The sequence below is a fragment of the Streptomyces klenkii genome (genome assembly GCF_003626645.1).
GTDB classification, from domain to species: Bacteria; Actinomycetota; Actinomycetes; order Streptomycetales; family Streptomycetaceae; genus Streptomyces; species Streptomyces klenkii.
On sequence record NZ_RBAM01000010.1, the window covers coordinates 118,644 to 134,397 of the forward strand.

A 15,754-nucleotide genomic window follows, 5' to 3' on the forward strand; every position below is an offset into this window, starting at 1 on the left:
CGGAATGAGCGAGATCACCTGCACGGACACGCGGACGCAAGGGCTTCAGGGCGCCTCCCGCAGCGCGTACTTGCGGCTGTTCGCACTGCAACGCGATGAGGAGCCGGCGACCGGCGCGGCGGCGGCCGCGGACGACGCCCGCCCGGAGGGCGCTCCGGACACCGCGGAGGCCCAGCAGTGGAAGACGCGGCGATCCCGTATGGCGATCGTCGACAAGCTGCGGTCCCCCGTACGGATGTGGCCCGAGTCGCCCTACCCCGACGTCTGGGTCGAGTACGTGCGCAATGGGCGAGGGTGGCACGAGAGGTTCCCGGACAAGGCGACCGCGCTGCTCGGCGCGGACGACCTCGACGACCTTCTCGGCACCCCCGACGCGCGACTGTGCTCGCCCCACCGGGTGGACGTCGGCGAGGCGTACACGCGGCTGCGGTCGTCGCTGGGCGAAGGACCGGCATGAGCACCGGTGCCGCCGCGCCGCGACGGGATGCGGATCACAGCGCCCGCCTCCCTTCCGGGCGGACGCCATGGCCGTCGCACCTGCAACTCGTCGTCAAAGTGTCGAAGTTCTGCAACCTGCGCTGCCGGTACTGCTACGAATTCCCCTCGCTCGGCGACCGGACCGCGATGTCGGTACCGCAGGTCCGCACGCTGATCCGGCACGTCGGCGAGTGGCTGGCGGACCAGCCCGGCAGGGAGGCCGACTTCGTCTGGCACGGCGGCGAGCCGCTGCTGATGCCGGGAAGCTTCTATCACGAGGTCAAGCAGGCTCAGCAGGAGTTCCTGGAGCCGGCCGGAGTCCCGTACGCCAACTCCGTCCAGACCAACCTCTACCGGCTCACCGACGACGACATCACCTTGATGCGGGACGTCTTCGACGAGGTGGGCGTCTCCGTGGACCTGGTGGGCGGCCAGCGCGTGAACATCGCCGGCCGCTCCGCCCAGCCACGGATCCTGACCCACATGCAGCAGCTCAGAGACGCGGGCGTGCCCTTCGGGTGCATCACCGTCCTGTCACGTGCCACGGCACCCCACGTCGCGGCGATCCACCGCTTCTTCGAGGACACGGACCTGGGGTTCCGGCTCCTGCCGATCTACCGGACGGGATATGCGGGACAGCAGGCCGCGCACGAACTGGAGGCGGCCGAGATCGTCGAAGCGCTCAAGACGGTGACCGACCGGTGGCTGAGCTCGGACAGCTTCATCCGCGTCGAGCCGATCCACGGCTACGCGGCTCATGTCCTCCACGCGCTCTCCGGCGAACAACGGAGCTACTACGACAAGGAACACGGAGAGACCATCTTCATCGTCGACACGGACGGCTCCGTCTACTCCAACGGCGACGCTTACGACCCGGCCCTGCGGCACGGCAACATCTTCACCGAGACCGTCCCCCGCATGCGACGTTCCCCGGGCTTCGCCGAAGCCTTGCGCCAGTCCCGCCGAAGGGTCCTGGACACCTGCACCGGCTGCCGCTTCCACGGCTCCTGCACCGGCTTCTTCAGTGCGGAGTCCACGCCCGAGCAGCGCTGGCGGGATCCCCTGACCGGCCGGCTGCTGTGCGGGGTGGCGTTGCCGGTGCAGCGGTACATCGAGGAACGGCTCACCGCTCTCGGCCTCGTCGACACCGTGTCCCGCCGCCTGGACCGCACCCTGCTCCAGCAGCGTGCGGTCGGATGAGTGCCGGCCCCGCTCTGCGTTGCGGCGGCCGGGCACGTCGGTGGCCTCAACCCTCCTCGTCGTGGCTCTCCGGTGCGCAGATCCACTCCGACCAGTCCACCCCGAGCTTCTCGGCGAGCCGTTGCAGGGCCTGCTCAGTGCGTCCGTACGCGACGAGCTCGGAGTCGCCGTAACCGGTGTTGTGGGCCACGATGACATCCGGCCCGCCCCAGAACTCGGTACGGGCTCCGAGCTCGCGCCACGGCAGCAGGCCCAGCGGGCGCAGATGCTCCCGCAGTCCGGCCACGACCTGCGGACTCACCACACCCTCCTCGACGGTCCATGCGTAGTGGGCGGGCAGCCGCGTAACGGCCAGGTGCAGGAAGAACTCCGAGACCGAGTGGCTCTGCAACAGCCACACCTCTTGTCCGTCGTCATCCCGCGCCGAAACCAGGACCGGCGGTTCGGCGAGACCGCTGCGTGCCGCGGGGTAGCCCCACTCGTTGCAGTACTGATTCTCCGCCATGAAGACGCACACCCGCAGGTCCTCGTCCGGCCCGACGAAGGGGTTCACCTGCGGCAGGGCGCCGGCGACGCCGTAGCCGGTGGGATCCGGACGGACAGTGGGAGGCCAGACAGGATTGGTCTCGTACAGCTCCCCCCGGTCGGCGAAGGAGTTGCACGGCAGGGCCCACCACTCGTCCAGTGCGGCAGGTATCGCGAGCGAGCTGTCGACGTCGTCGTCGCCGGCTTCTTCGTCTACCGGTGCATCGGACTCCGTGTGGCCGGCAGGTTCGTACCCCCACTCCTGCTGGAAGCGCCGCAGCAGGTCCCAGCGCGCGCCGCCACCGTCCGTACTGCCGGCGGCGGCCGCGCTCCGTGCCTCTTCCAGCCACTCGTGGAAACGTCCGTAATCGATCTCTGTCACGCCGAGATCCTACGTACGCACGTACGAAAGCCGCGCCTGCCCCATGTGCGGACGCCGGCGTCGTTCCCGGCTGTCCCCTACGGCGTGGGGGTGCTCTCGATGTACTGCTTGATGAGTTCGTACGAGCGAATGCGGTCGTGGAGGTCGTAGACGGGTGACGTCAGCATGAGTTCGTCCGCTCCCGTCTCATCGGCCAGTTGTGCGAGCCGGTGCACGACGATCCCGGGCGTCCCGACGGCTTGCTGTGCGCGGAAGGCCTCCAGTGCTTGCCGCTCTTCCGTCGTGAAGGGGTAGGCGGCCGCCTCTTCCGGCGTGGGGAACGGAGTCTCGCTCCGGCCCTTGAGAAGCCCGGCCTTGACCACTGCCATCGGTCCGCCTCGCCGTGCGACCTCCTCTTCCGTCTCAGCACACAACGCCTCGACGCACACCAGCACCCGGGGTGCCTCGCACCAGCGGGACGGACTGAACGCCGACCGGTAGCGTTCCAGGACCGCGAGCGTGTTCTGCGGCCGGATGTGGTGCGCGACGGCTATCGGCAACCCCAGCTCGGCGGCCAGAGCGGCGCCCGCGGTGCTGGATGCCAGCAGCCACGGCTCCGGCAGCGGGCCGAGTGCGACCTCGTCGACCAGGAAGGAGAGGGTCGCGGCGATGTCGCCCCGGTACTCCTCGTCCGTCGCCGGTCCGGCTCCCCGGCGCAGTGCCCGCGCCGTGGCCTCGTCGAAGGTCCCGGGGCCCCGGCCGATCCCCAGGTCGATGCGGTTCTCGTGCAGGGCGGCCAGGGTTCCGAACTGCTCCGCCATCGTGATGGGGGCATGGTTGGGGGCCAGCACTCCGCCCGAACCGAGACGTATGGACGAGGTCAGAGCCGCGGCATGTGCGGTCAGGACGACCGGCGGAAACGCGCCGATCGCGGGCGAGTGGTGGTGCTCGGCGTACCAGAGCCGGTGATAGCCCAGCCGCTCCATCGCCTGAGCGAAGGCTGCTGTGTCACGCAGGGTGTCCACGGCTCGGGTGCCCGTTTGCACCATCGCGACTTCCAGCGCTGAAAGGGGGATGTTGATCATGTCGCCAGCATAGAGATCAAACGATCGGTGGGTTCTTGCTCTTGCTCTTGCTCATGCCCGCGTTCACGATCGCGGTGAGTGCCTGGGCCGTCGTGGTCCGGTACAAGGTCGGTGCGACACCGGCGAGGGGCCGCGGGCCGACGAGGGCGGTGCGGGTTCCGGCGCGGTGGCCGGCGTCGATGTCGCAGGCGGAGTCGCCGACCATCCACGAGGAGGACAGGTCACGGCCGAGGTCACCGGCGGCCTGGTGGAGCATTCCCGGGGCGGGCTTACGGCACGAACAGGCGAGGGAGAACCGCGGCACGGTACCGCCCGGATGGTGCGGGCACAGGTAGATGCCGTCCAGCCGGACCTGATGGTGGGCCAGGAGTTCCCGCAGCCGCTGATGCATCGGGGCAACGGCGGCCTCGTCGACCAGGCCGCGGGCCAGCCCGCTCTGGTTGGTGACCACGACCAGGGCGAATCCGGCGTGCTGGAGGGCGCGCAGCGGTGGGCCGATGCCCGCCTGGAGTACCAGGTCCTCGGGGCGGGACGGGTAGTGCCGGGGTTCGGTGAGGGTGCCGTCGCGGTCGAGGAACACCGCCAGCCGCCCGCGGGCGCCGGCGCGCGCCGGATCGCTCATGCCGCTTCACGGGTGCCGAAGGCGTGGAACAGTTCGGCGGCCCGGGTTTCCACGCCCTGGAGGGAGACCGTGGGCCGGCCGGGCAGCGCGGTGTCCAGGGCCGTCATCTCCGCGCACGTGTAGTACTGGTAGGCGGCTGCGACCGCGTTCGGCATCAGCGTCACCCGCAGCGGTTTCTCACCTCTCGTCTCGCGGTGCAGGCGGGCGCACCACTGGGTGATCTCGGCGAAGGACACGGCGAAGCCGGCACCGAGGTTGTAGACCGCGGCAGGCACCTGCTGCCGGGCGAGCCGGAGGATCGTGGCGGCGACGGTCTCGACGGGGACGTAGTCGCGGGCCGCGGTCAGGGAGTCGTCGAACAGGCGCACTTCGCCGGTACCGGCGGCCGAGCGCAGGAGCTGGGACAGGATCGAGGCCATGGGGCCTTTGTCGGTCTCATCGGGGCCGAACACGTTGGTGTAGCGCAGACCCACCCAGTCCAGGCCCGTGCGGTACCGGGAGCGCATCTGCTGGTCGAGGGCGAGCTTGGATGCCGCGTACGGATTCAGCGGGCCTGAGCAACGTGCGGGGTCGCTGTCGGCGTGCTCGGGGATCGGCTCCCGGTGGTGCAGGGTGCCGTAGACCGAGTGCGAGGAGGCGTAGATCAGGCGGGCGCCCCCGGTGCGGCAGGCCTCGGCCAGCCGCAGTACGCCGTGGGTGTTGGTGTCGTCCAGTTCCGGCCCCGCCACCGCGCGGGTGTCGCTGATCCCGGCCTGGTGGACGACGGTCCGGTACCGGCCGGCGGCGATCTCGTCCAGGACGTCGCGGGAGGCGAACGGCGTGCGCTGCCGGCGCACTGACCCGGCGAGGTGCCCGGGGGCGGCGCGCAGGTCGAGTGCGGTGACCTCGTAACCGGCCCGGTGGAAGGCCGCGGTGGTGTGCCGGCCGATGAATCCGGCCGCGCCGGTGACGAGCACGTGCGGGTTCATGGTGTGCCTGTCCGCCTGTCTGTTGGGTGAGCGGAGGTCACGACGCGCTCCTGGGTCACTGGTGGGACGGCGCGTGAACCTTGATCACGTCGCGCACGTAGTCGGCCGCCCTGGCCGTCTCGGCCGGCAGGATCGACCGCGCGCAGTGCGGTTCGAGCGTGAGGTACCCGTCGTAGCCCGCGGTCGTCAGGCTTGCGATGATCGCCGGCCAGTCGAGTTCCCCGGTGCCGAGCGGCGCCGTGTCGTAGGCCCTGCCGTGATCGGTGTACCGGGTCCAGCCGTCGGGCGGGGTTTCCGCCGGCGCCCGGCGCACGTCCTTCACGTGGGCATAGCGCACCCACGGCAGGAGCAGGGGCAGCGCGTCGCGGGCCGGGGAGACCGCCGTGCAGAGGAAGTTCGCGGCATCGAAGTTCAAGCCGAACCAGGGCGAGCCGACCCTGGCGCACAGCTCCGCCAGCGCCACCGGCCGCCGGCTGACGTCGGATCCGGCCGGGTCCCATCCGAACGCGTCGAACTCGTTCTCCAGCACGACCACCACGCCTTCGGCCGCGGCGTGGTCAAGGACCGGTGCGAGCGCCGCGGCGTAGGCCGCGATGGCGCGCCGGTCATCGACCACCGGCGCGTGACCGAAGTAGGTGTTCACCCGCTTGCAGCCGGTCCGTGCGGCAATCGTGATCGCCTCGTGGAGAAGCGAAACGCCGTCCGCTTCACCCGTGCCGTAGAGCTGGCTGGGGGTTGATACGCAGGCTATCCGCAGCCCTGCACGGTCCAGCTTGCCGAGTGCGGCGTCGATACCGTCCCGTACGGCGTTCTTGGGATGCCAGAATTCCACCGCGTCGCACTGAGCGGACCCGGCCATTTCAATCAGGCCGTCCACGCCGTCGGTGTCCGTGAATTCGGTGCCTGACACCGCAATCGACATTCCCTGCACCGGAACTCCCTCTCTGCTTACTGACCTCTGACCTCTACGTCCGGTGCGCCTCACCCGGCGAGGATCGCTCCCAGCCGTTTGCTGAGCGCGAGCGTCGTCATCGACGGGTTCGCCGCTCCGGTGCGTGGCATCACCGACGGGCCGCACGCGTACAAACCCCGTACTGCGGTGAACTGGTGGTCTTCGTCGAGGACTTCACCGAGGGCCAGCGTGCCGGCCTCGTGCTGCTCGGAACCGAGCGGGAAGCTGTAGGTGAGCGGCGTCGGTTTGCGTACCGCTGTCAGCCGGTCAGCCAGGTCGGGCGAACCGTGCTGCGGCGAGAAGCTGAGCTTGTCAGCCGGAACTCCGAGCAGGTGCGTCATTTCGGCCCACAATTCGCCGAGCAGGTGTTGCTGGGCGGTGCGCACCGCCTCGTCGGCCGCTTCGAGGCGGGCGTGTACGGTCGTCGGCCAGGGCCATGCGCCGCTTTCGTCGCACCGCACCCGGCCGTGCGGGCCGCGGCGCTGCTCGCCCATGGTCCAGCTGTCCAGGGTGACCGTGCCGCCGTCCGCGCTTTCGGTGAATCGCACGAACTGGTTGGACCGGGTGCCGACGGTGCCGGTCCGGTGGTAGACGTGGCCCTCGCGGGCAGCCGCCCGGACGGCGTCGGGAAGTCGTTCGGCATCGGTGAGGGCGACCGTGAACCCTTGTGAGATCTTGTCCACGAGTCCAGGCAGCTCGCGTGGTACGTCGGCGTCCGCGGCGGCCAGGGCCTGGATCGCCAGCCGGCTGTTCACGACCGTACCGGCGGCCAGGACCACCCGGTTCGCCCGCAGATCGTGCAGCTCACCGTCCTCGCCGCGGACCAGCACGCCGGTCGCCCTGCCGCGTTCGACACGGACCCCCAGTACGTCATGGCCGGCGAGGATCGGCACACGGCGCACCCTCGGGTCGCCGTAGCCGTCGTCGCCGCCGTCCCACCATGCCAGCGGACTGAACGCGCTCCACCCGCCGCCGGGTTCCGTACGGGTGGCGTGCGGCGTGCGGTCGAACGCCAGCTCACCGATGGTCAGCCCGGCCGCTCCGGGAGGCTCGGCGCCCCAGCCGACCACGTCGTCGACGACCCGCTGGTACAGCGACGGCCCGCCGTCCCACGTCCCGGTCAATGCGGTGACGACCGCGTCCGGCCACTCCTCGGAGAGGGCCCAGCGCTCGATGGGGAGGAGTACGCCACCCCAGTAGAGCGAGCGACCGCCGACCCGGCGGCGCAGTCCGGCCAGGTCGCGGTAGACCCCGCCGGCTGTCCGGTACGGACGGTGGAAGTCGGGGTCGCTGTCCGGGTGCAACCAGAGCCGGAGCGCTTCGGCCGGGGAGTGTGCGGTTTGGATGTGTGTGCGGCCCCGGTCCGGGCCGGCCTCCAAGACGGCCACCGAGCCGCGGCTCCGCCGGCCGAGTTCCGCCGCTGTCGCGAGACCGGCCATTCCCGCACCGACCACGAGTGTCTCTACGTCTGTCTCTACATCGACCAAGGCCTTCCCCTTCCTTCCCCTTCCCCTTCCCCTGTTCAGTGGTTCACTCGGCACGGTTGCTCCAGACTCGCCGCCATGGTGAGCGTGCTGCTGCTGGGCAGCTCAAGTTTGTAGGCGTAGGCACCGCGGGTCAGATCGAAGGTGTCCGTCCCCTGGGCGGCGAGTTCGGTGACCATCGCGGCCGTCAGCAGGTGCCCCGGCGAGTCGCGGCGGTGGCTCAAGTCGTAGGCCGCGCGGTAGGCGTAGTACGTGCGATCGTGCCGGAAGCCGAACCATCCGGCGAGCAGGGTTTCGTCCAGCCACAGCTCGTGCAATCGCACGGTGCTGGAAGGCTCGGCGGCGACGGCCGCGTACGTCCGGTCGACCACGCCGCCGTCGAACGGCGCCACCGCGTCGGGCCGGTCGCGCCACTGCTGAACGTGCAGGGCGATGAACGCCGGCAGACGGGCGGCGGCCCGCGCCGGGGTGTCCGCGCAGGTGAGCCGGAGCGTGCCGAGTCGCTCGATCCGGCGGCGCTTTCGCCGCATGTCGCGCCGTTCGCTGACGCGCCGGACGACGTCGGGGTCGGTGAGGTCGAGCCGGAAGACCGTCTCCGACGGCCGGGGCGCGGCGCCCAGCTCGGACACCGCGCGCAGCAGCGGTCCTCCGGCTATCAGGTTGCTCAGCTCCAGGCGGGCGCCGAATTCCCGCTGACACCGGTCGATCGCCTCGGCCAGCCCGCCTATGTCGGGCTCGGGGCCGGTGGGCGACGCGTCGCCCACCTCCGCGACTTCGTGGTAGTCGGCCCATGGCCAGGACAAGGGGCGGAGGACCGCCATGCTGCCGTCCTGGTGCAGCTGCAAACCGGCCACCAGGGCGGGCCGGCCGGTACGGGTCATGTGGATCAGCACCGGGGTCGCGCCCTCGGCGTCCGCCGCCTCGCGCATCCACGCCCGCCACCAGCCGCGCGTCTGGAACGGCGTCCGCGCCGAGAGCTGGTGCGCGTCCAGGAAGTCCGTCGCCGCCCGCACGCCGTAGGCGAACGCCACCGTACTCATCCGGCGCGCTCCATCCGCCACAGCTTCTGCTCAACGCAGGTGGACAGAGCCGCTTCTAAGCCGGCTAATTCGGCTAATTCGGCGTCGGCATCCCTGGCGGTATCCCTCCCCACGCTCATAACGCTGCCTTGGTGGCGTCCTCGACCGTGGTCTTGAACAGCCGTGCCGCTGCCTCGATCGCGTCGTCGTCGGCGTTCACGTCGATGCCCACACCGCTGCCGAGGTAGGAGTCGACCACCCCGACGCTCAGCAGGATGCTGCGGCTGAGCAGGTCGTCCGTGCGCGGCAGGCTGCCCGGCGGATAGGACCGGTGCAGGACGGCGCGTTCCGGCCTGGGCGTCTCCGATGCCCTCGGGACCGTTAGATCCGTTAGATCCGGCCGCAGTTGGGACATGTTGGCGTAATGGTGTTTGCCGGACTGGTTCAAGGTGATCGTGCCCAGCCGGGTTGCCACCTCACCGGCCGTGGCCGCGGACGCGAACGTGTACGCGAGCACCGTGGCGCAGTCGCCGTCCGGGTCGTGCAGGGGGCGGCGCGTCACCCCGGGCAGGTCGCCGATCGCGTCCGCCAGCTTGTCCCGGTTGGCTCGCAGCGTCCGCAGGATGTCCGGCAGCTTGCGCACCTGGGCGAGCGCGACCGCACCGGTCAGCTCGTGCATCCGCAGGTTCAGGCCGAACAGCGGCGGCCCGTCGGTGACGCCCATCCGCAGCGGCGCGGCGCCGTGGTCGTGCAGGGCGAACGCCGTCTCGTACAGGTCGTCGTCGCCGGTGAGCAGCACGCCGCCGTCACCCGCGGTGAAGGTCTTGAAGACGTTGAGGCTGAACGCGCCGAACCGGCCGAACGTGCCCAGGTGCCGGCCGTGGTACGTGCCACCACCGGCCTGCGCGCAGTCCTCTACGAGCAGCAGGCCGTGCTCTCGGGTGACGGCGCCCAGGGCGTCGAGGTCGCACGGCGCTCCGAGCATGTGCACGGCGATCACCGCCTTCGTGCGGGCGGTGATTTTCGCGGCCACGTCCGCCGGGTCGAGCAGCAGGCTTTCGTCGATCTCGGCGAGCACCGGCTCGGCTCCCGTGTGCACGACTGCGGCGATCGGGGCGATGAACGTGTAGCCCGGCACGATCACCTCGTCGCCCGGACCGACACCCGCGGCGAGCAGACCGGCGAACAAGGCACTGGTGCAGCTGTTCATGCCCAGACAGTGGCGGGCACCGGTCAAGGTGCGGAACTCCTGCTCGAACCGGGCGACCTTCGACAGCGGCGCGACCCCGTCGTGGTCGTCGAAGCGGTACCGGCTCAGCTCTCGCTCACGTAGCACGCTCAGCACCTCGGCCTCTTCTTCCGGGCCGAAGCGGGAAATTCCTGGTCCGGTCATGGCGATCCCCCCTTTCGTCCAAGACGTCTAAAACGTCGTTTCTTGTGCTTGCCGGGCGCCGGGGTCTCCGGCGGCCGGGTCGCTCGGGAGCAGATCCATCAGCAGCGCGTCGCGCCACGTGCCATGGTGGCGTTCGTACGCCCTCATCAGGCCGACCTGCTGGAATCCCGCCTTCTCCAGGCACCGCACGGCGGCCGCGTTGCCGGGGTGGGGCGCCGCGGTGACGCGGTGCCGGCCGGCGGCGAAGACCGATCCGGCGAACAGCCTCAGCGCTCGGGTCCCGATCGACCGGCCCCGGTCGGCCGCGTCGGACACCGCCACCGCCTCGACGTGGATGTGGCCGAGCTCCGGGTCGGCCTCCGTGCGGTACTCCAGGAAGCCGACCGGACGATCGCGCTCAAGCATGATCAGGCAGCGTTCGTGAAGGAACCGGCTGAGCACCCCGTCGGCCGGTTCCAGTGCTCGCCACGCCTGAACGTCGGCGTCGCCGAACGCCCGGCGGAACAGGTCGAGGTCTCCCGGTATCGCGCGGCGCAGGCCGATGCCGCTCTCGTCGGTCTGGTCGTCCGCGACGACGGCGGCACCGGGCCGTACGGCTTCCTGCTCGCCGGCCGCGATCAGCGTTTCCAGCAGGTCGACCAGTGCGGCGGCGTCTTCCGGGCGCGGGTCCGGCACGACGCGGCACGTGGGCGCCGCGAACGCCTCGGCGGTGAGGAACGGGTGGCTGCCCAGGACCAGCAGCGGGCGTCCCGTGTCCAGGGCGAGACCGATCTCGGTGAGCGTGCCGTAACGGCCTTCGAACGCGATCATGCCGTCGCCGCACCAGTTGAGGATGTTGCTCCGGGCCAGGTCCATTGACGTGGGCAGGGCCCAGGTGGTCCCGTCCTCGGCGTCGGACAGCCGGTTCCACTTCAGCAGCGCGAGGGTGTCGCCGCCGGCCGCCCGGCAGCCCTTGTTCGCCGCGGCCGCCACGCCGCCCTCGCCGCCGCTCACCACGCCGTAGCCACGCTTGGCGAGCTCTTCGCCGATCCTCTCCGCCAGCCGGAGGACGTCGCCTCCCGCGTTGCCGGGCCGGCCACCGAGCACCGCTATCGCGCGCCGGCGGGTCATTTGACCACCTCCTGCTCCTGGTGCCCGGCTCGCCGCGTGCTCCACTCCAGCTGGTCCAGTTCGATCAGCACATCGGCCGGGCGCACACCGGCCGCGCACGGAGCCGGGCAGCCGGAGTAGTAGCGCCGGCAGGTGCCGTTCGGCTTCATGGAGGAACAGGACAGCGCGATGGTGCTCTGCACGGCCCGCGAGACATCAGGGGCCGCCACCGGTGACCAGATGGCACCGTCGGTGGCCAGGTACAGCGTGACGACCGGGCAGCCCAGTGCGGCCGCCAGGTGTACGGCCAGCGTGTCGTTGCTGACCAGCACGTCCAGCCCGGCGATCCAGTCGCGGAGGGCTTCCAGGGAGTGCAGGAACACCGTGTCGGAGACGACCGGCGATGACGACAGCCGGCGTGCCAGTGCCTGCTCGTCCGCTCCCGGGCCGACCGCGACCTCGGCGGTCAGCCCCCGGTCGCCCAGCCGCGTGATCAGAGTCGACCACTCACCCGGCGGCCAGCGTTTGACCGCGGCACTGGCGCCGACGTAGCAACCGACCACGCCCGGACGGGGTTTCCGCCGGTCCGCGAGCCAGGCCGGGCGACTCAGGTCGACGGGGACGTCGTGCGCACGCAGGAGACCGGCGGCCTGTTCACCGAAGGGCAGCCGCCGGGGCCGCTCACCTAATTCGTGCAGATCCCAGCACTCGACTCCGTTTTTCGTCGCCTCCGCCCGGAATTCGAAGTAGTTTCCGTCCTCTTCGGCGGACTCCATCCTGAGGTTGACGACCAGCTCCACACCATGGCGATCGATAAACTTCCACAGCGCCTCCCGGTCAGCCAGCAGGAACCGTCGCCACAGTGCCGGGAACATCCCGGAAGCACCCTGTATGCCGGCCGCCGAACGTACCCAGTCCGTGTCGAGCGCAATGTTCGGCGCCATGAAGTAGCGCCATTCCGGATGGCATTGCTCAAGCGCCGCCAGTAGGGGCGCCACAATGATCCCGTTACCCACGCCTTCGTTTATCACGATCATTGCAGTACGCATGCTTGCCCTTCCAGGTCAGCGTCCAGCTACCTTCCAGGTCAGCGTCTAGCTATCGGCTCCCGGTCGGGCACTCAGACGGCTGAGGAGCCGGGGGGTGGCGATCCGGTCCAGGTACTCGGGCTCGCGGTGCGCGCGCTCAATGCCGGGACGAAGGTCCATCAGGTAGCGCACCGAGGCCACTTCCTTACAGCCGATCCCCAGCTTCTGCGCCATGCGCTTGTAGAGTCCCCGCGCGGGACGGTTGTCAGGCTCGGTCTCGCCTTCGGCGAACTCATAGCCGCGCCGCATGCACTCCGTGAACACCGCGGCGATCACGGATGCTCCGATGCCCCGGACACCACGATGGGACTCGGTCACATAGACGTCGTGTACGTACGCCACCTTGTCGGCGAACTGAAGGTTCGGGAGGGGATCGACCATCACGAAGCCCACGGCGACGCCCTCTTCGACCGCCATCATCTGGAATCTCGCCCCATTGTCGGCGATGCTCTCGAAGAAGGTGCGGGTGGTGACGAGGTCGACCTCTTTGCCGCAGTCGTACTGCTGCTCGGCGATCAGCGGCATGAGCATGTCCAGCTTGTCCTTGCTCACCACGACCGTATCAATGCTCACGTGATCTCCATCCCTGCGGACATTCCAGCGATCGGCTTGCTATCGCGCCCCGGCTGACGCGCTTTCGGAAGACTTGGGTTTCGCCATCACCGTGTATCACCGTGTCCGTGCCGACTCGATCAGCGACGACGTCGACCAGCCGGCGACGAAGGGCACGACCACGGTTCGTCCACCCAGGGAGCTGACCAGCTCGTTCTCGGGAATTTCCATGCCCGAGTAGTCGCCGCCCTTGACCCAGACCGAAGGCCGCAGCGCGCGGATGGCCGCTTCGGGGGTGTCCTCATCGAACACCAGAACGGCGTCCACGGAGGCGAGCGCTTCAAGCACGAGAGCGCGTTGTGCCGCCGGCACGATGGGGCGCGACGGGCCTTTCAGCCGGGATAACGAGTCGTCGCTGTTCAGGCAGACGATCAGGCAGTCACCCAGCCTGCGCGCCTGTTCGAGCAGCTGGATGTGCCCGATGTGCAGCAGGTCGAAACACCCGCCGGCAGCGACCACGGTGCCGCCTCTGGCACGGACCGCATCGGCGAGCTCGACCGCTCCGTGGGCGGCCGCCGCGGGCCCGCCGCTGGAGAGCCCGGTCATCGGGCCAGTCGCCGGCCCGGTCATCGCTGAATCGTCGTCGGGCGGGTCCTCCGGCGAGTGCTCCAAGGACCTGGGACCACCGGCTGCCACGTACGCCGACGCTGCCGCCACCGCCGATGTCACCGCCTCGCTGGGCAGCCGGCCGCAGGCCAGCATGGCGGCGAGGTGACCGGCGAAGAAGTCGCCGGCACCGCACGGGTCGGCCTTCCGTCCCGCGGCGACCTTCGTGGGCACGACCAGCGGCGGCATGTCCGCGTCGGTGAGCAGGACAGCGCCGTGCTCGTGCCGGGTGAGCGCCACCTGGACCGGCCCCCACGCGCCCCACACCGCGCGTGCCGCCTCGACGTCATCGGACAGCGTGTCGCTGCCCGCGAGGGAGGCGATCACCCGGGCTTCGCGGCTGTTCGGCGTCACGACAGCCGTATGGGCGACCGGGGCCGCGCCGCGCGGATGCGGGTCCCAGACCAGCGGGGACCGCCGGGCGGCCTCGGCCAGTACGGCACGCAGGCCGGCATGCGCGGCGACGCCTCGGCCGTAGTCGGACACCAGGATGCCGCCGGCCGCCGTCAACGCGCGCCGTGCCGCAGCCAGTGCCGATTCGCCCTCCCGCCCGACCGGCGGGCAGACGTCGTGCTCGTCCAGCATCATCAGGGTGCGCCCGGCGGCACGGATCCGCGTCTTCACGGCGGTCGAGCCGTCCAGCCCGAGGTCGACCACCTCGACTCGCGCTTCGTCCAGCAGCGTGCGCAGCCGGTCGCCGACCGCGTCCTTGCCGAGGGCGGTGACGAGGGTGACCGGGTAGCCCTGTCGCGCGGTCAATACGGCGGCCAGTGCAGCACCGCCGGGGCGCATGTGTGTGCTGCCACCGGACACGACCAGGGCCGGCTCGTCGGATGCGACCCGCTCCACACGGCCGAGGTGATCGTGGTCGAGGAACGCGTCGCCGACCACCACCAGGTCCGGGCGGGCCTTGCGTGCCGTGGCCGGCCGGCGTTCCCTCGCCGGCTCCGGTGACGAAGTAGACGAAAGCGGCGGCGCGGCGGACGGGGTGGAACCGACGGACTCCGTGGCGGCCGCCTCCGTGGCAGTGGTGTCCCTCGCGGCGGCCTTCGTGGCGCTGGCGTCCCTCGGGGTGACGGCGGCATCCACGGCGGCACACATCAGGTGGACCGCCACGAGATGGCATTCCTGCACCGTGGATAACGACCGCGCCGTTACGGTCACCGCTTCGTCCACCAGCGTTGCCAACGGGTTGGGTGCCGGTCCCGTCAGCGCCCAGGTCACCGCGCCGGCCTCGCGCGCGGCCTCCGCGGCGCGCAACAGGTTGGGGCTGCGGCCGGAACCGGACATGAGCAGCACGATGTCGCCCGGGCGCGCGTGGGCCCGGACTTGCCGGGCGAAGACCTCTTCGTAGCCGTAGTCGTTGCTGATCGCGGTGACCGAAGACGTCTCGGCGTGCAGCGCTAATGCGGATATCGGAGAGCGTTCCGTCCGGAACCGGCCCACCAGCTCGGCCGTCAGGTGCTGGGCCTCCGCCGCGGACCCGCCATTACCGGCCACCAGCAGGCGCTGGCCTTCCCCGCGTAATCGAGCCAGCCGCGATCCCCAGTTCGCGACTCTGGACAGGTCGATCTCACTCAGGGCCGTAGTGAGCTGGTTCAGGTATTCCGTAGCAGTCGAAGTGTCGGCCGTCATGCCGGTGCTCCTGCTGTCGGGCGTCCCAGGAAATCGTTGAGTTCGATGGTGTGGTGGTCCGGATCGGCCACGAATGCCACCGTCTCCTGCGCGATGCGATGCGGCTCGGTGACGATCCGGTAGCCGAGCGCGCGAATGTGCTCCACCAATGCCGGAACGTCGGCGACGCGGAAAGCGACGTGGTGAGTCGGATGCGGGTCCGGCACGAGGTCTCGTTCCTGCCATAGTTCGACACCCGCCGGCCTGCCGTCCGGCGCCATCTGGAGGATGACGCGATCGGCCAGGTCGTAGCGCACGACGCTGGACAGCCCGAGTGCGTCGGCATAGAACCGTTCGGCGACGTCGATGTCCGCTACGTCCAGCCTGATGTGGTCGAAGGCGGTGACCGAGGGAGCCGCGTTCACACGGTCTTGCGATTCACTGTCCAAGCCGCGATCCTCCTCCAGGAGTGACGGAATTTCCGCCACCTGATACGGCCGCATCCGCGTTCATGGAATCTGACGTCACAGAATCCGAAAGGCACCGGACCGGCACGGTGCCGGTGCGCGAAGGCAGGTCGGATTCGGCCGTTCTCGTGCTCGTGCTCGCACTCGATGGAGGGAGCGGAAGAAAAGTCGAGCCGGCGTTCGGAGACGTGC

Annotated in this window: 15 protein-coding genes; 2 read left to right on the forward strand and 13 right to left on the reverse strand. The window is 70.1% G+C overall.

All coding sequences use genetic code 11. The features are described from left to right. The first annotated feature begins 4 nt into the window (after nucleotides 1–4). Entirely contained in the window at nucleotides 5–457 is a 453-nt protein-coding gene (locus tag D7231_RS24015; protein ID WP_120757613.1) for a hypothetical protein, read from the forward strand. After that, complete coding sequence (locus D7231_RS24020; protein WP_120757614.1) at nucleotides 454–1,677, forward strand: radical SAM protein; 1,224 nt, start codon at nucleotides 454–456, stop codon at nucleotides 1,675–1,677. Before D7231_RS24015 ends, D7231_RS24020 begins: the two co-directional genes overlap by 4 nt. Nucleotides 1,678–1,723: 46 nt before the next feature. Here the strand turns inward: D7231_RS24020 and D7231_RS24025 are convergent, their stop codons facing one another. The 13 genes from D7231_RS24025 to D7231_RS24085 all read right to left on the reverse strand — a co-directional run bounded on the left by D7231_RS24025 (nucleotide 1,724) and on the right by D7231_RS24085 (nucleotide 15,544). Beyond that, nucleotides 1,724–2,584 carry a hypothetical protein gene (locus D7231_RS24025; RefSeq protein WP_120757615.1) on the reverse strand — a complete coding sequence of 287 codons (861 nt, stop codon included), beginning with the start codon at nucleotides 2,582–2,584 and terminating at the stop codon, nucleotides 1,724–1,726. A 77-nt stretch (nucleotides 2,585–2,661) separates the two neighbouring features. Continuing rightward, nucleotides 2,662–3,648, reverse strand: a complete 987-nt coding sequence (locus D7231_RS24030) for an LLM class flavin-dependent oxidoreductase (protein WP_120757616.1) — start codon at nucleotides 3,646–3,648, stop codon at nucleotides 2,662–2,664. A 16-nt stretch (nucleotides 3,649–3,664) separates the two neighbouring features. Beyond that, nucleotides 3,665–4,270, reverse strand: a complete 606-nt coding sequence (locus tag D7231_RS24035; RefSeq protein WP_120757617.1) for a D-glycero-alpha-D-manno-heptose-1,7-bisphosphate 7-phosphatase — start codon at nucleotides 4,268–4,270, stop codon at nucleotides 3,665–3,667. Next, nucleotides 4,267–5,238 carry an NAD-dependent epimerase/dehydratase family protein gene (locus D7231_RS24040; protein WP_120757618.1) on the reverse strand — a complete coding sequence of 324 codons (972 nt, stop codon included), beginning with the start codon at nucleotides 5,236–5,238 and terminating at the stop codon, nucleotides 4,267–4,269. Before D7231_RS24040 ends, D7231_RS24035 begins: the two co-directional genes overlap by 4 nt. A 55-nt stretch (nucleotides 5,239–5,293) precedes the next feature. Then, nucleotides 5,294–6,160, reverse strand: a complete 867-nt coding sequence (locus D7231_RS24045) for a sugar phosphate isomerase/epimerase family protein (RefSeq protein WP_120757619.1) — start codon at nucleotides 6,158–6,160, stop codon at nucleotides 5,294–5,296. A 59-nt stretch (nucleotides 6,161–6,219) separates the two neighbouring features. Continuing rightward, on the reverse strand, nucleotides 6,220–7,731 hold the full coding sequence (locus D7231_RS24050) for a GMC oxidoreductase (RefSeq protein ID WP_338419880.1): 1,512 nt from the start codon (nucleotides 7,729–7,731) through the stop codon (nucleotides 6,220–6,222). Continuing rightward, the gene (locus tag D7231_RS24055; protein ID WP_120757621.1) at nucleotides 7,713–8,714 is read right to left on the reverse strand and encodes a GNAT family N-acetyltransferase; all 1,002 of its coding nucleotides are present in this window, start codon (nucleotides 8,712–8,714) and stop codon (nucleotides 7,713–7,715) included. The genes D7231_RS24050 and D7231_RS24055 overlap by 19 nt, the downstream gene beginning before the upstream one ends. Before the next feature lie 115 nt (nucleotides 8,715–8,829). After that, nucleotides 8,830–10,086, reverse strand: coding sequence for a DegT/DnrJ/EryC1/StrS family aminotransferase (locus D7231_RS24060; protein ID WP_120757622.1), 1,257 nt, complete (start codon nucleotides 10,084–10,086; stop codon nucleotides 8,830–8,832). A gap of 27 nt (nucleotides 10,087–10,113) precedes the next feature. Next, nucleotides 10,114–11,196, reverse strand: coding sequence for a GNAT family N-acetyltransferase (locus D7231_RS24065; protein WP_120757623.1), 1,083 nt, complete (start codon nucleotides 11,194–11,196; stop codon nucleotides 10,114–10,116). Next, nucleotides 11,193–12,224 carry a glycosyltransferase family 9 protein gene (locus D7231_RS24070; RefSeq protein WP_120757624.1) on the reverse strand — a complete coding sequence of 344 codons (1,032 nt, stop codon included), beginning with the start codon at nucleotides 12,222–12,224 and terminating at the stop codon, nucleotides 11,193–11,195. Before D7231_RS24070 ends, D7231_RS24065 begins: the two co-directional genes overlap by 4 nt. Nucleotides 12,225–12,269: 45 nt before the next feature. Continuing rightward, entirely contained in the window at nucleotides 12,270–12,836 is a 567-nt protein-coding gene (locus D7231_RS24075; RefSeq protein ID WP_120757625.1) for a GNAT family N-acetyltransferase, read from the reverse strand. 96 nt (nucleotides 12,837–12,932) lie between these two features. Then, nucleotides 12,933–15,116 (reverse strand): PfkB family carbohydrate kinase, encoded by a 2,184-nt coding sequence (locus tag D7231_RS24080; protein WP_120757626.1) that lies wholly within the window; start codon nucleotides 15,114–15,116, stop codon nucleotides 12,933–12,935. Next, nucleotides 15,113–15,544, reverse strand: coding sequence for a VOC family protein (locus tag D7231_RS24085; RefSeq protein ID WP_158673811.1), 432 nt, complete (start codon nucleotides 15,542–15,544; stop codon nucleotides 15,113–15,115). Before D7231_RS24085 ends, D7231_RS24080 begins: the two co-directional genes overlap by 4 nt. Nucleotides 15,545–15,754 lie beyond the last annotated feature (210 nt).